At 38.5% G+C, this 14,878-nt stretch carries 19 protein-coding genes, 1 pseudogene and 1 riboswitch; of the genes and pseudogenes, 8 read left to right on the forward strand and 12 right to left on the reverse strand.

Annotated features, from left to right (window positions below; translation table 11 throughout):
- Nucleotides 1-117 precede the first annotated feature (117 nt).
- Nucleotides 118-1,848, reverse strand: a complete 1,731-nt coding sequence (locus MW695_RS08920; protein WP_247104946.1) for a BCCT family transporter — start codon at nucleotides 1,846-1,848, stop codon at nucleotides 118-120.
- Nucleotides 1,849-2,032: 184 nt separating this feature from the next.
- Between MW695_RS08920 and MW695_RS08925 the strand changes: the two genes are divergently transcribed.
- The 6 genes from MW695_RS08925 to msrB all read left to right on the forward strand — a co-directional run bounded on the left by MW695_RS08925 (nucleotide 2,033) and on the right by msrB (nucleotide 4,365).
- Nucleotides 2,033-2,242, forward strand: coding sequence for a DUF1659 domain-containing protein (locus MW695_RS08925; protein WP_247104947.1), 210 nt, complete (start codon nucleotides 2,033-2,035; stop codon nucleotides 2,240-2,242).
- Between the two features lie 19 nt (nucleotides 2,243-2,261).
- A complete protein-coding gene (locus MW695_RS08930) occupies nucleotides 2,262-2,480 on the forward strand; it encodes a DUF2922 domain-containing protein (protein WP_247104948.1) in 219 nt (72 codons plus the stop codon).
- Complete coding sequence (locus MW695_RS08935; protein ID WP_252120710.1) at nucleotides 2,480-2,656, forward strand: YvrJ family protein; 177 nt, start codon at nucleotides 2,480-2,482, stop codon at nucleotides 2,654-2,656. The genes MW695_RS08930 and MW695_RS08935 overlap by 1 nt, the downstream gene beginning before the upstream one ends.
- Before the next feature lie 206 nt (nucleotides 2,657-2,862).
- Nucleotides 2,863-3,345 (forward strand): hypothetical protein, encoded by a 483-nt coding sequence (locus MW695_RS08940; protein WP_247104949.1) that lies wholly within the window; start codon nucleotides 2,863-2,865, stop codon nucleotides 3,343-3,345.
- A 43-nt stretch (nucleotides 3,346-3,388) separates the two neighbouring features.
- Nucleotides 3,389-3,931 (forward strand): peptide-methionine (S)-S-oxide reductase MsrA, encoded by a 543-nt coding sequence (gene msrA / locus MW695_RS08945; protein WP_247104950.1) that lies wholly within the window; start codon nucleotides 3,389-3,391, stop codon nucleotides 3,929-3,931.
- Nucleotides 3,931-4,365 (forward strand): peptide-methionine (R)-S-oxide reductase MsrB, encoded by a 435-nt coding sequence (gene msrB, locus MW695_RS08950; protein ID WP_247104951.1) that lies wholly within the window; start codon nucleotides 3,931-3,933, stop codon nucleotides 4,363-4,365. The genes msrA and msrB overlap by 1 nt, the downstream gene beginning before the upstream one ends.
- Before the next feature lie 251 nt (nucleotides 4,366-4,616).
- Here the strand turns inward: msrB and MW695_RS08955 are convergent, their stop codons facing one another.
- A complete protein-coding gene (locus MW695_RS08955; protein WP_247104953.1) occupies nucleotides 4,617-4,799 on the reverse strand; it encodes a hypothetical protein in 183 nt (60 codons plus the stop codon).
- A gap of 130 nt (nucleotides 4,800-4,929) precedes the next feature.
- Here MW695_RS08955 and MW695_RS08960 point away from each other — a divergent pair, with 130 nt between their 5' ends.
- Entirely contained in the window at nucleotides 4,930-5,661 is a 732-nt protein-coding gene (locus tag MW695_RS08960) for an alpha/beta hydrolase (RefSeq protein WP_247104955.1), read from the forward strand.
- A gap of 37 nt (nucleotides 5,662-5,698) precedes the next feature.
- Nucleotides 5,699-6,124 (forward strand): GNAT family N-acetyltransferase, encoded by a 426-nt coding sequence (locus MW695_RS08965; RefSeq protein WP_247104957.1) that lies wholly within the window; start codon nucleotides 5,699-5,701, stop codon nucleotides 6,122-6,124.
- Between the two features lie 205 nt (nucleotides 6,125-6,329).
- Here MW695_RS08965 and MW695_RS22875 read toward each other — a convergent pair whose 3' ends face one another.
- The 10 genes and pseudogenes from MW695_RS22875 to MW695_RS09010 form a co-directional block, all read right to left on the reverse strand.
- Entirely contained in the window at nucleotides 6,330-6,650 is a 321-nt protein-coding gene (locus MW695_RS22875; RefSeq protein ID WP_306421128.1) for an MTH1187 family thiamine-binding protein, read from the reverse strand.
- Nucleotides 6,651-6,725: 75 nt separating this feature from the next.
- A pseudogene (locus MW695_RS22905) lies at nucleotides 6,726-7,400 on the reverse strand (DUF1385 domain-containing protein); the annotation flags it as partial.
- Between the two features lie 15 nt (nucleotides 7,401-7,415).
- Nucleotides 7,416-8,009 carry a hypothetical protein gene (locus tag MW695_RS08975; RefSeq protein WP_247104961.1) on the reverse strand — a complete coding sequence of 198 codons (594 nt, stop codon included), beginning with the start codon at nucleotides 8,007-8,009 and terminating at the stop codon, nucleotides 7,416-7,418.
- Nucleotides 8,010-8,828, reverse strand: a complete 819-nt coding sequence (gene thiD / locus MW695_RS08980; protein ID WP_247104963.1) for a bifunctional hydroxymethylpyrimidine kinase/phosphomethylpyrimidine kinase — start codon at nucleotides 8,826-8,828, stop codon at nucleotides 8,010-8,012. It lies immediately after the preceding gene.
- A 12-nt stretch (nucleotides 8,829-8,840) separates the two neighbouring features.
- Nucleotides 8,841-9,953: a glycine oxidase ThiO gene (gene thiO / locus MW695_RS08985; RefSeq protein ID WP_247104965.1), complete on the reverse strand. Its 1,113-nt coding sequence runs from the start codon at nucleotides 9,951-9,953 to the stop codon at nucleotides 8,841-8,843.
- Nucleotides 9,954-9,970: 17 nt separating this feature from the next.
- The gene (locus MW695_RS08990) at nucleotides 9,971-10,750 is read right to left on the reverse strand and encodes a thiazole synthase (protein WP_247104967.1); all 780 of its coding nucleotides are present in this window, start codon (nucleotides 10,748-10,750) and stop codon (nucleotides 9,971-9,973) included.
- Between the two features lie 5 nt (nucleotides 10,751-10,755).
- A complete protein-coding gene (thiS, locus tag MW695_RS08995; RefSeq protein ID WP_247104969.1) occupies nucleotides 10,756-10,953 on the reverse strand; it encodes a sulfur carrier protein ThiS in 198 nt (65 codons plus the stop codon).
- A 15-nt stretch (nucleotides 10,954-10,968) separates the two neighbouring features.
- Nucleotides 10,969-11,586, reverse strand: coding sequence for a thiamine phosphate synthase (gene thiE, locus MW695_RS09000; protein ID WP_247104971.1), 618 nt, complete (start codon nucleotides 11,584-11,586; stop codon nucleotides 10,969-10,971).
- A gap of 110 nt (nucleotides 11,587-11,696) precedes the next feature.
- A riboswitch (TPP riboswitch) is annotated at nucleotides 11,697-11,803 on the reverse strand.
- Nucleotides 11,804-12,019: 216 nt separating this feature from the next.
- Complete coding sequence (locus MW695_RS09005; RefSeq protein ID WP_247104973.1) at nucleotides 12,020-13,144, reverse strand: membrane lipoprotein lipid attachment site-containing protein; 1,125 nt, start codon at nucleotides 13,142-13,144, stop codon at nucleotides 12,020-12,022.
- A 239-nt stretch (nucleotides 13,145-13,383) separates the two neighbouring features.
- Complete coding sequence (locus MW695_RS09010; protein ID WP_247104974.1) at nucleotides 13,384-14,802, reverse strand: aspartate ammonia-lyase; 1,419 nt, start codon at nucleotides 14,800-14,802, stop codon at nucleotides 13,384-13,386.
- Between the last annotated feature and the right edge of the window lie 76 nt (nucleotides 14,803-14,878).

A 14,878-nucleotide genomic window follows, 5' to 3' on the forward strand; every position in this document is an offset into this window, starting at 1 on the left:
TATAATTGTATGGACATATGTCATCCTCTTTGTAAATTATCATCTCCACTCTATGCAAGAAAATCCCATATTCCAAAAAAACTGGTTCAGTCATATGACCAAACCAGCTTTCTCATCTTATTTCTTTGAATCTGAATCATCATTAAATTCCTCATAAAGTTCTTCCTTCACTTGTTCGTAAATGTCCTCTCGAACTTCTTCTTTCACCTGCTCATAAACATCTTCTCTTACTTCTTCCTTTACTTGTTCATAAACATCTTCTTTTAAATCATCATACAAATCATCTCTAATTTCTTCGCTCATTTTCTTTTGTCGCCGTCTTTTTCTCTTTACATTTTCCTTATTATAATCCCTTCCTATCATGATTAAGACGGAAATAATCATGAATGTCATAATAATAGCAAATGGTAATGCTGCAATAATCGATGCAGTTTGCAGAGCTCCGAGTCCCCCATCTCCACTTATCAAAAGTACACTCGCTGTACCAGCAATTAAAACACCCCACAACAACTTCACTGTTAAACCTGGGTTAAGGCTACCTCTAGACGTCATCGTTCCTAACACATAAGAAGCTGAGTCTGCAGAAGTAATAAAGAATATTAATATTAAAATTACGGCTAAAAAGCTTGTAAGCATACTTAATGGTAGTTCACCTAACGTAGCGAATAAGGCAATTTCAACATTGTCCATGACCAAGTCCCCGATTGGAACCGTACCAGCAATTTCAATACTTAATGCTGTTCCTCCAAATGAAGTGAACCAAATAACGGCTAAGAAGGAGGGGACTAGTAGAACTCCTGCCATAAATTCACGAATCGTACGTCCGCGAGAAATTCGTGCAATAAATATTCCCATAAATGGCGCCCACGCAATATGCCATGCCCAGAAGAAAATCGTATTCCTCCCTAACCAACCACTCTCTGCAAATGGTGTCATCGTTAAGCTCATTTCTGCCACGTTCGTAATATAACCACCCAATGTGGTAACAATGCTTTCTGCAATAAATAAGGTTGGACCCACAACTATGACAAATAGTAATAACAATCCAGCAACTGCCAAATTAATATTACTAAGTCTTTTAATTCCTTTATCTAAGCCTTTCGCTGCAGAGAACATAAATAGCACCGTTACGATTGCAATGATCGTAGTTTGAGTCCATACATTGTTTGGAATAGTGGAGATGTATGACAAACCACCTGTAATTTGCAGGGCGCTTAACCCAAATGTTGTCGCAACCCCCGTACATGTAGCAATAACTGCCAGTATATCAATAGAACGACCAAACCAACCATTTACCTTATTACCAATTAACGGATAAAATGCAGAGCTAATAAGTGCAGGCCGCTTCTTTCGAAATTGAACATATGCAAGTGTTAATCCTACTATTGAAAAAATGGCCCATGGGTGTAAAGCCCAATGGTAAACAGCATATCGTAAGCCAGCCACAGCAGCAGCAGATGTTTCTGCTGTATACCCCATAGGTGGATCTAAATAGTATAAAACAGGTTCAGCCACTCCCCAGAAGACAAACCCTACTCCGATTCCAGCAGCAAATAACATGCCAATCCACGAATACCAGGAATACTCTGGTTTCTCATTCGGTTCTCCTAAACGCATCTTTCCGTATGGACTAATTGCTAATATAATGACAAATACAACAAAGAAAGCAGTAACAAGCATATAAAACCAACCAAAATTAACGAGCATCCAATCTAAACCATCATTAGCAGTCCTACTTAGTGTATTTGGTGATAATGCTCCCCATAGTACAAATAAACCAACGATAATAGCGGAAATTATTAAGACACTGCTGACTTTTTCTTTTTCGACTATTCTTTGATCATTCATTGTCAAACCTCATTTCTATTCAAATTATAAGACCATTTCCAATGATGAAGGAAAAACCTTAATTGAAAAATAAGACAAAGAAATATACCCGTAACAAGTTACATTCAAACGTGTGTTATTACTTTCTCAACGATCACTAAAAAGTATGCAACAAATCGATATAGAGTATGAAGGAGGTGATCATATGAATGAACAACAAAACAGCCGCTTATCGATTCTATTTATCGTCGGTGTTGACGATGAAGGAGCAAACGTGACGAAGGCGAAAACATTCACGAATATTAAAGGCACAACAACAGATGAAAGCTTACTTCAGTTCACTAACGCGATCGTATCTTTGCAGCAGTATCCTGTAGCCGATTCCATTCGAAACAATCAGTATTCCATTATGTAAACATTAGGAGGAGAAAAAAATGAGTAAACGGTTAGAATTACAATTTGAAAATGAAGAAGGACGTCTTGTCACCATTTCTGTTGATGATCCAATTGAACCACTTGATGGTGAATTAGTTGCACAATCGATGAATCAAGTTTTAGCAGAAGATGCAATTGAATCTAGTGGTGGTAACCTTGTAGCAATTCGTGGAGCACGGATTGTCGAACGCAATGTTACTGAAATTGAATTACCTTAATGGATGCGGCCATTGATCTTTTTGTTCCTCTTATTGGTGAATATGGATTTCCACTTGCTATTACACTCTATCTTCTGCATCGATTAGAGCAAAAAATCGATCGAGTTACAATGGCGGTGGAACGTTTGCCAGAACAGTTGGAACAAAACAGATTACCTGCTCGACTCGCTAAATAAGACATCTAACTTTACGTGGGCACTGAAAAAGTTTGGTTTTTAACTTTTTTGGTGCCCTTTGGTCAGCTCGATGTCCCATTTGGAATATTCTTCAATTCATATCCTCCTATATTCTTGGATAAAAATTGGAAATCAGTAAACACTATCAGAGCACCATATAGAATATAGGTTACAGAATAATTATTACGTTAGCGCAGGTGGAGAACATGGGAATCGAAAAACGTGCAGAAGTATTATTTTGGAGCATTGCCTTCCCCGGATTTGGACAGTTCCTTAATAAAAAGTATGTAAAAGGAATCTTTTTTATTATTTTGGAATTCACCATTAATGTTCAAGCTAGATTAAATTTTGCTATTATGCCTAGCTTTTATGGGAAAGGAGAACTTGCTAATGCAAGTGTTGATTATCAATGGATTATGTTCTATCCTTGTGTCTATTTATTTTCCATGTATGATGCTTATCGTGATGCAGGTGGAGAAGCCATTCGCTATGCTTTCATTCCATTTGTCACATCTGCATATTTCGGTACCGTCGGAATCATTTATTCTAATAGTATAACAATCTTTAATCATATACTTGGGGTAATTTGGTCCCCAATTCTCTTACACTTAAGTGGATATGTAGTCGGACTATTAATTAGAAAATTAGTTATGTTGATTATTTCTCGTAAGCAAGTACACAGTCAATAAGTCAAAATCATGGTATACTTCTTTAAAGAAGGAGGGAGCAATCATGGTAGCTAATTCCGTTGAAACAGCAACATTTGCTGGTGGATGTTTTTGGTGTATGGTTAAACCTTTTGACCAATTTGAAGGAATCGAACGTGTCATATCTGGCTATACAGGCGGGCATACAGAAAATCCAACTTACGAAGAAGTTTGTTCAGAAACAACAGGACATTTTGAGGCTGTTCAAATCACATATGACCCAATGATTATTTCCTATGACCAGCTACTTGCTATTTTTTGGTATCAAATTGACCCAACTGATCCTGGAGGTCAATTTTACGATCGCGGCAATTCGTATCGCACCGCTATTTTTTATCACAATGAAACACAAAAACAAAAAGCTGAATTATCTAAGCAGGAATTGGAAAGCAGTAATCGTTTTTCCGAAACGATTGCCACACATATCTTACCTGCTAAAACCTTTTACCCTGCTGAAGATTACCACCAAGATTATTACAAAAAAAACCCAGCTCATTATACAAGGTATCAAATCGGCTCAGGACGCAAAGCATTTATTGAACGCCACTGGTATGGAGGAGAGAAATAATGTCTAACGATCATAAAAAATCATTAAAAGAACGATTAACACCGATTCAATTTCATGTTACGCAGGAAAACGGAACCGAGCCTCCCTTTCAAAATGACTATTACAATCTTGAGGAAGAAGGAATTTATGTCGATCTTATTTCAGGAGAACCTCTATTTAGCTCAAAGGATAAATTTGACGCAGGTTGTGGATGGCCAAGCTTCACAAAACCAATCAATGAGAATGAAATTAAAGAAAAAAAGGATATGAGCCACGGAATGATCCGAACTGAAGTTAGAAGTACAAAGGCGGAATCCCATCTCGGTCATGTTTTCCCAGACGGACCCGCACCAACAGGGCTTCGATACTGTATTAATTCAGCTGCACTACGTTTTATTCCGAAAAAGGACTTAGAGAAAGAAGGATACAGTAAATATATAGAGCTTTTTTCTTAACAAACACCAAGTGATCCAAGAGAATCTCCTTTGATAATGGGAGGAGATTCGAGGGCACTGAAAAAGTATTAACCAACTTTTTCAGTGCCTTTGATTTGATAGCAGTGGCTTCCCTTGTTGCGCTCCTGATACGAGAAACCTACTCGTATTAGCCTTTTTAAAACAGGTAATCGTTTCGCACATTGCTCCAAGGAAACCGAAAAAACTAAAAATCAATATTTCTCAGTGCCCCATGGGAGTCTCGTATTTATTTAACTCTCATCATATGTATATCTGACAACATATCGCTTTGATTTTAATCGCTTAATTTCGACAAGTGGACCAATTTCGTGACCATTGATCCAATTATCTTCTATTTTTGCTTTGACGCAGCCAGCTTGAAATTTCGAATAAAAAACTTTACTATAATAAATCCACTTTGGTGGTTGCTTCAATTTGAACACCTTCTTTTCATGTTTTATTTATTTTACATAATCACTTTGAATTACACAAAGACTTCTTCTTGGCAATCATTATATTATTTTTGTACACTAGTATAAGTATACATAGAAAGGAATTTAATTTATGGCAAAGAAACCGTTACAAGGAACGATTCGTGATGATCGTATTACAAGTAGAGAATTAGACGAGGATATTCCACTAATCGTTTATACCCCTCCTCATTACACCCCCCTCCAATCCTACCAAGTACTTATATGTCAGGATGGGAACGACTATTTCCAAATCGGACGAATTCCACGGGTCGTTGAGGAACTTTTAGATGAGGGAGAAATCAGTGAAACGATTATTGTAGGAATTCCTTATCCTTCTGTCGACATTAGAAGAGAACGATATTTTCCAAAGGACATCCAAAATGAAGCATATATTCGCTTTTTAGCAAACGAACTGCTCCCATACTTAGACGAACATTATCCGATTGAACCACTTGCTCATGCAAGAACGTTAGCAGGCGACTCACTAGGAGGAACGGTTTCGTTAGTGGCAGCAGTTCGATACCCTAGTCTATTCGGGAAAGTGATGATGCACTCTCCATTTGTAAACGAGGATGTGATCAATGAAGTAACAAATTGTAAACATTCAGAAGATCTCTCCGTCTACCATGTCATCGGACTACAGGAGACTGCTGTCAATACAACTGATGGCAACATTGTTAATTTTCTCCCTCCTAACCGTGAATTGCGAGAGGTTATGGAGCAAATGTCATTCACTTATGAATACTATGAATTTGATGGCGATCATAAGTGGGTTCATTGGCAAAAAGATTTGCCTAGAGGAGTAAAACATTTATTATCATAAATGAAATGAACATCGTGAGAAAGAGGAATGATTGATTATGGAGATAATTCAAGTAACGAATATACATCAACGACAAGATGCCTACGATGTACGTACTAAGGTATTTGTCGAAGAACAACATGTTCCACTTAATGAGGAAATCGATCAGTACGAAGAGGAAGCGATTCATTTTGTCATGTACAACCACGATTTACCGGTAGGTGCAGGTCGCCTTCGTTTCATTGAAGACGTCGGTAAAGTAGAACGTATTTGTCTTCTCAAGGAAGCTCGTGGAACGGGAGCCGGACATGCATTAATGGAAAAAATTGAAGAAACAGCCTACTCAAATGGTTACAATAAACTGAAGCTACATGCTCAATGTCAGGCTGAAGGCTTTTATAAAAAGCTCGGATATGTGACTGTATCCAATGAGCCTTTTCTAGATGCAGGAATTCCTCACGTTGCGATGGAGAAGAACCTTTAAAAAGTTTTAACTAGTACGCTTGTCTTATAAAGGGATTCTTTCCACCGACGCTATTGGGATTGGTGCACGCTCAAGCAGACGGGCACTGAGCTTGTTGGCTATACCATTGAATTTAAGTTCGCCCTATCCTCCTGCGTGCGAGGCTTGTCATTAAATAACCAACGGAGAAGGAGCTTATGTTATCTAAGCTCCTTCTCTTTGCATGCTATTCTTTTTCTTTTAGCTTAGTTTGTACAGATGCTAGCTTACTAGACATTGATGCTGCTTTATCTCTTCGATCATCAATGCGAATATTGGTTGCAACTCGATGGATTCCTTTATTAAATGGCGCTTCGTGAATTGCTTGAATAACCTCAAACAAGATTGGTAGCTCCCCTTCAATGATCGTATTCATTGGCGTCAATTCAAATTCGATTTTTCCCTCATTCTTATAAGTCTGAAGGATCGTTTGTATATCTGCGACATACCGACTGACGCTTGCTGTCTCTGTCCCGACTGGTATAACCGTAACGTCTACAATCGCCATACGTCTCACCTCACTTTGAACCGGTTTTCTTTTCACTTTTAATTTATTTGGAAACTCTTCTGCTGCAAGCTTTCGGTATGATTGAATGGAGGCAACTAAATGTATACGCTCAGGTTCAGTTGTGGTCACAAATTTCTGTAGCCAATATGAAATCGCCAAGATCGGCTTTCGGATAAATGAGAAAGCTTTTACTCTCATTAAACGAATCACTATAGGAACTAGAATAACACTCATATATGATGCAAACATTAAAGACTGGCTCCACTCATTGAAAACAAGCCAAAGATATAAAGTCAAAATAATCACACTTAAAAAATACACAACAACGCTATTTGTTGAACAGTTCCGATTAGTAATAGCAGCTTTTTCTATCATCTTTAACCTTCCACGACTAATAATCCCCTTATCACTAAACACTTTATGCTCAGCCCCGTGATACTTTTTTAATGGTGTCGGAAAGATAAAGTGAGTTCCGAATAGACAATAAAATAACGTATAATATGGTAACCCATTCCACTCGAAATCTGATACCACTTTTGGAACTATGATCAGTACAACAACAAGCATGATGAGCCCTTTATACCATAGCGGCATCGATAATGTCACTTGTGCAATCATTTTCATTAGTGTTTGCCCGTTTATTGGTTTAACCCAACTTCGTAATCTGCCGTTTTCATGATAAGCACATGAAACATGGTTCTTTCCTATATAAAATATGCCATTTTGAAAAGACATTCCTCGAATGCGCATCGAGCATCACCTAATCTATTGATTTATCAATTGATCTCTGTTCACTTCACGTGAAATAATCCAGTGGGGTACTTCCAATGCTTCTCCGAAAGTGGGAGATTCAAAAGCCGCATCTTCAAGATCCATAGGTACATGATTGGTCCACGTATGTAAATAATGTACATGCAGTTCTTTATCCGCTATTTCATTGTTTCCAAATTCAATTTGAAAACGTCCGCTATTTCCATAGCTTACTTGTTCAACAAGCTCATTTGGAAACACAAAGATAATGCCGTTTTCAACATCAACACCTTCGATTTGCTCAATCACTTGGTCTCCATATGTCAGTTCAAGCGTCGCATTTGTATAATTTAAATCATGATTAGCTGAGTATATCCCGATATAATCATCACCATATAAGCCTTCCGAAGGCATGACGTTCCAATTCCATTCACCATTTATAACAATAGAAGATTCCCGCTCTTCATATTTCACATTGAGATCAACATGATCCTGCAACTGTTCATTTGTAATTGATTCTACCCCATTTAGAAAATAATAACCACCTACAAACATAATGACCATTAGTAAAATAGGTAAAATCAATACAGTTTTATTACTGTTTAACATTTAAGATAATCCTTTACTTTCTCGGTTTTGACGATAAGCTGCATGATTCGTTGGTCCGATACCACTTCCTATTTCTAATGAGTACGTAATAGCTGCTGTTATATAAGCCTTAGCCTCTTCCACGGCCTTAATAATCTCGGTTCCTTTTGCAAGCTCTGCTGCGATCGCTGCTGCAAACGTACAGCCTGTACCGTGCGTATGTTTCGTATCCACACGTTCTGTAGTAAGCTCATGCATCTTGTGACCATCATAAAGAAGATCAATTGCTATACGATCCTCAAGATGACCACCCTTCAATACAACATACTTCGGACCAAATTGGTGTAGAGCCTCAGCTGCTTCTTTCATCTCTTTTACTGTCTTAATACCATCTAACCGTAACAATTTTGCCGCTTCTGGGAGGTTAGGCGTAATCACGGTTGAAATGGGTAACAAATCATCTACTACTGCTTGTACTGCTTCATTTTGCAGAAGAGTTGCACCACCTTTAGCAACCATAACAGGGTCAACAACGATGTTCTCCACTTGATACTCTTTCAGCTTACGAGCGACAAGCTTAATAATGTCAGCAGAAAATAGCATCCCTGTTTTGACAGCATCGGCTCCAATATCAGACAATACAGCATCCATTTGTGTTTCAATCGCTTCAAGTGTTTGCGGGTATACTCCATGAACACCTAATGTATTCTGAGCTGTTAAAGCCGTAATCACACTCATGCCATACGTCTCTCTCTCTTGAAACGTTTTTAAATCGGCCTGAATACCTGCGCCACCACCACTATCTGACCCAGCAATTGTTAAAGCTTTTGCAATTGACATATTCCTCTCCTCCTATGAAAATCGTTCAGGTATACACGATTGTAACGGTGAATAAATTGACTTACGACCATCTAACAAATCAGCGACTGCAACGGCAGTAATTGGGCTTAACAATATTCCGTTGCGATAATGTCCTGTTGCAAAGGTAATATGTTCGGCTTCTTGGAGCTTCCCAATCAAAGGGAAGCCATCCTGCGTTGCCGGCCTTAAACCTGCCCACGTATGAAAGGGGTTCTTTTGCGTTAAATGCGGAAATACTCGCTTATTCCAATTCGTTAGTCGTTCAATTCCTTTTTCGGTAACAGATGTTTGAAATCCAGCTATATCTTCTGATGCCCCATTCACTAATGTTCCATTTGCCTTTGGAACAAAGTATCCTTGACTTGTATAAATAATATGATTCACATCATTCTCTTGCATGTCATACGCACAAATTTGCCCTCTAATTGGATACACAGGTATGCGAATATGAAAAACATGCTCAAGCTCACTAGCCCACGCCCCAGAACAAATAATAAGTTGTTCTGCCCGGAAATCCTTGCCTGACTTAGAACGTAGATGAACCGCTTCCTTCCATTCTAAAATCTCAACAGACTCTAATCGGTCACTAATGGTTACACCATTTTCACGACAGGCTTGTTCTAATGCGAGAACATAATCAGGAGCAAAGACATGACTTTCTTCTGGATAATACATTGCAGCTTTTAAATCCTTTGACAACAACGGTTCCATCTTTCTTAGCTGCTCACCAGTAAGAAGCTCAGCTTCTGTCCCCCATTGTTCTTGCCATGACTTACGTGTTTCAAGCGCTAGCACATCTGCCTCATGATACACAGCATGTAAACTACCACTTTCGCTATATTCAAAATCTAGCTTTGATACTCGTTTCACTTCTTGCTGCCATTTCTTATACATTCGTAAACTATCTAGACATAATTGAAAAAAATCATCCGGATCCTCTCCAATTTCTGAAAAGGGAGCAAGCATTCCTGCTGCTGCACCCGAAGCTTGTCCTCCACATACTGTCTTCTCAAGAATCGTTACGGCATAGCCTCTTTGACTTAACTCAAAGGCAGTAGCTAAACCAATAACGCCTCCTCCTAAGACTAGAACACGTTCCCCCAAAGTTGCTCCTCCTTAAATCAATTCGAAATAAAAGATGGTAGTCCACTGCTAGCAGTAGCATACTTTTTCTTTTGAATTCGACCTGCTTCATATGAAAGTCTACCTGCATCTATTGCATACTTCATCGCCTGTGCCATTTTGACTGGATCCTTCGCCTTAGCCACTGGTGTATTCATTAGAACTCCATCCGCACCTAATTCCATTGCTTGTGCTACGTCCATCGCTGAGCCTAAACCTGCATCGACAATGATCGGTACTTCCGCTTGCTCAACGATAAGCTGAAGGTTATAAGCATTCAAAATTCCAAGGCCAGTTCCTATCGGAGCACCACCAGGCATGACTGCTGCAGCCCCTGCTTGCTCTAACTTCTTACACAAAACGGGATCATCTGACGTATATGGTAATACGACAAACCCTTCGTCAACAAGGACTTCTGTAGCCTTTAACGTTTCGATCGGATCAGGTAATAAAGTCTTCTCATCTACACTAATTTCAACTTTAATCCAATCACTTAAACCAGATGCTTTAGCAAGACGAGCAATTCGTACAGCCTCCTCTGCTGTTTTCGCACCAGATGTATTAGGCAAATACGTAAAAGACATTCCTTCTAAATGCTGTAAAATTGCATCCTCAGTAGGTGCTTCTAAATTGACACGGCGTATCGCAAACGTTAAGACTTCAGCCTCCGATGCTTTTATCGCTTCATTTTGGACAAAGGGGTTTGGATACCTACCTGTCCCTAAGAAAAACCGTGATGATAATTCCTTCCCTGCAATCGTTAGACGTTTATTATTCATCGAGATCATCCTCCTCCAACAAATTGAACGAGTTCAATTTTCATTCCTTCTTTTATCGCTGTCGTTGTCCAATTTGAACGGTCTATAATCTCACCATCAACTTCTGTTACAACTAATTGTGATTCCAATTCAAAATGTGCGACAACTTCATCAAGTGTACCAACGTTTAACTGATGTTCCTCACCATTAATTAGCAGTTGCATCACACACACTCCCCTTTACTTCGATAGTTTCCTTACAAATTGTTGACAAACTGACTGAATATCCTCAGCACCAACAATTTCACTAATCATACAAATTCTAGAAGCTCCGGCCTCTAACACTTGATCAACATTATGCAATTTAATCCCGCCGATTGCGACAAAAGGAATCGTAATTTCGGCTACAACCTGTTTAATGTATTCAGTTGTTACAGGATCAACGACATCAACCTTGCTTTTAGTTGAAAATATCGGACCGACACCAATATAATCAGCGCCAGCCTTAACAGCTGCACGAGCCTCTTCGATATGGTGGGTCGATAATCCAATAAGTTTGTTCCCGACGATTTTCCTTGCTTCTTCAATTGGTAGATCATCTTGACCAATGTGAATACCATCAGCATCAACAGCTAATGCAACATCGATATGATCATTCACAATAAAAGGGACATCATACTGCAATGTTAACTGACGTAATTTTTTTGCTTTTTCAAAAACCTCTTTTTTACTGCTTCTTTTATCACGAAGTTGAATCATATCGACTCCGCCTTTGATAGCTTCTTCCATAACGTCAATTAAATCCCGACCTTGATGGAACTCCTCACCCGTAATAGCATATAATTGAAACTCTTTCATTTCTTCTCCCACCCTTTAATAGAAAACAATTTGATAAGAAAACGCGATAGCGACTTTTCTTAAACGCTAATAACCGTACCCGATCAACGGAATACGGCTACATATGAAAAAATCATGTGTATCGACTTTCCTACGCTGGTATCAGCCAGATCAGGTACAAGGGTATAAGATAAACACCTTATTCTCAGTCTCTTATGAGACACCCCTAGTCTTTTTATTAGAGGTTGTTCCAATAGGGCAAGTATTTCCCTATTGAATGACCTCAAAGCAATGAGCGCAGTCGCTCCATCTTTTAAAAGTCTTGTCGTGAATGTTTTTCTGACCACATAACACGTAGCGAACGGAGCCATTGCCGTTTTTTGGTACTTTTTGAATATGCTCAATTACTATTCCATTGACTCCATTATGACAGAGTTTCATTCAAAAATGCAAGCTACTCATCCTCTAATAAATAAATCATGTTTCCTCGATCAACATCATATATTCGCTCATAGCGATCACCAATTAACACTGCATCTCCTGATGGTGACACACTTAATGGCTCATGTCGATCAAATGTTGTAATCTTTCTCTCTGAATCTTCTTTCACACTATAAGCGACTAATTCATAGCCATCTTCATAGCTAAAATAATCACTGCTATATTTAGGACGCAAATAATAGAAAACATCATTTACTGAGTCATACGTGTAAAAGGGAATCCACCATTGCTCTGAATACGTATTTAATATCGGCATTTCTATTTTTCGATACGGCTCTTGATTTTGATAGAACGTATACGTTGAATAGAGTGAATCTGGAGATTGAACCGTAACAGCTAGCGACAGTTCATTTGTAAAACTTGCAAAAGCAATAATATCCTCTTGCCATGACGTCGTTTCCTTTGTGTCAGTATGATAAATGACTAAAGGAGCATGGTAACTTGGCTCAAACTCATCCCAATTCAAATAAGCAAACGTTGATTCGGATAACCATTGAACATAAGGGTGCGTTAAATCAACTTCAGTTAACTGATCTACTGTTATATCTAAATGATAAGCTACAAACTTCCAATCAGGTAGAAAAGAGATAAGAACCATCGACGTCGGATCATAAGAATTCCAAAAAACAGAATATTCCTCACCAAGATCTTCAATGATTCTTTTTATTTGCCCTTCTTCATTAATCACCACTAATGTCGATTTGTTATCAGTACTATATGTTTGTATAGCAAACAATGATTGATCAGCATTACCTTTCAAATCGACAACCCATCCATCGGTCTCAAACAATAACTCAGATGTTCCCGTAAAAAGATGGTACGTATAGACGTAGGACCGTCCATCAGACTCCTCTAAATAAAGAATATGGTCTTCATTATACCAATCAACGATTTCAATAAAAGAGGACGATACATTCTGAAACGGTAGGATGTTTGTTCGCTCTAAAAATGATGATGGCAATTCTTTCGGTACACTTGAATTCATTGTTCGAGTGGGGTTAGGACTAGCCTCAAGCTCAGCCATTGAACAACCATTTAATACAAAAACAATAACGAAAAAAAAGATATATTTCTTCAAAATTCTCCCCCCACTCCATAAGATGTCTATCACTATCATATCCGACTTTTATCCTCTTTACTATATAGACGTTTCAAATTCAAAAATGTTTCATTATTTTGAAAACAAATTAAGTAAAAAAAATCAGCTTCTTTTTTAAAGAACGACGTGCTCTTTCATAATAAAGCAGCTAATCATGTTATCCATATGAAAAAAGGCACTTCACCTCAGAAGACGAAATGCCTTTAAATGCACCATAATTATTGCCCTTCGAAAAACCTCGCTCCAGAAATCCCAGGCTTTGTCATCTCATCTGGATCTAATATCTCTTTTAATTCCTCTTCAGACAAAATGCCACGCTCAAGACAAATATCTCTCACTGATGCCCCGGTCTTAATTGCCTCCTGTGCTATACGTGATGCCATTTCATAGCCAACGTGTGGGTTAATAGCTGTTATCACACCAACGCTCTTTTCGACTAACTCACGACAACGTTCAATATTTGCTGTCATATCTTGAATAGCATACTCCCTAAATACTCGTATTCCATTTTCTAAGATAGAAAAAGATTGTAACAAGTTAAACACAAGAACAGGTCCCATCACATTTAATTCTAATTGCCCAGCTTCTGAGGCTAATGATATCGTATGATCATTACCCATTACTTGAAATGACACTTGATTAACAACCTCACACATGACTGGATTCACTTTACCTGGCATAATGGATGACCCCGGTTGCCTAGGTGGCAAATTAATCTCATGAAATCCTGTACGTGGGCCCGAGCTCATTAAACGTAAATCACTGGACATTTTCGACAAGTTCATAGCCAAGATTTTTAATGCACTCGAAATTTCCGTGTACGCATCTGTATTTTGTGTGGCATCAATTAAATCTTCCGCTGTTTTGAATGGATAGCCAGTGCATTTGGCTAAATGGTACGAAACCTTTTTAATGTACTCCATTCTTGCATTTAAGCCCGTACCAATTGCCGTTGCCCCCATATTGATTGCATATAAATGTTGCAAGGATCGTTTGATTCTAGTTAAATCTCGTGTTAGAACTCGTTGATAAGCACCAAATTCCTGCCCTAACTTAATAGGAACTGCATCCTGCAGGTGAGTACGTCCCATTTTTAAAACAGAGTCAAATTCATGTTCCTTATCTTTCAACGCTTCAATAAGCATATTTAATTCCTCTAAAAGCGAGTCTGCTAAACGCAAGCAAGCAATTCGAATTGCTGTAGGAAACGTATCATTTGTTGACTGCGCCATATTAACATGAGTATTAGGACTTACACGCATGTAAGCCCCTTTTTTCCCACCTAACAATTCAATGGCACGGTTGGCAATAACTTCATTTGCATTCATGTTAAAAGATGTACCCGCTCCACCTTGAATCGCGTCCACGATAAAAGAGTCATTTAATCTACCAGCTATGACCTCTTCTGAAGCTGTGACAATCGATTCTCCTATTTCTTTAGTCAAGGCACCTGCTTCCAAGTTAGCTAATGCGGCAGCCTTCTTAATAAATCCAAATGCTTTAATGAGCTCAGGGTGAGGGGGATAGCCTGTAATCGGAAAATTTTCAACAGCTCTCATTGTTTGAATTCCATAATAAGCCGCTTGCGGCACTTTTTTTTCTCCGAGAAGGTCTCGTTCTATTCGATATTGTGCCATTTATCAATCCCCTTTGTAAAAGACATGATGATTGCATTCGTATAATAGTATATGATTTCTAAGGGGAAGCTAACAC

Origin of the sequence: Halalkalibacter sp. APA_J-10(15), from assembly GCF_023017105.1 — a bacterium.
Classification (GTDB): Bacteria; Bacillota; Bacilli; order Bacillales; family Bacillaceae_D; genus Halalkalibacter.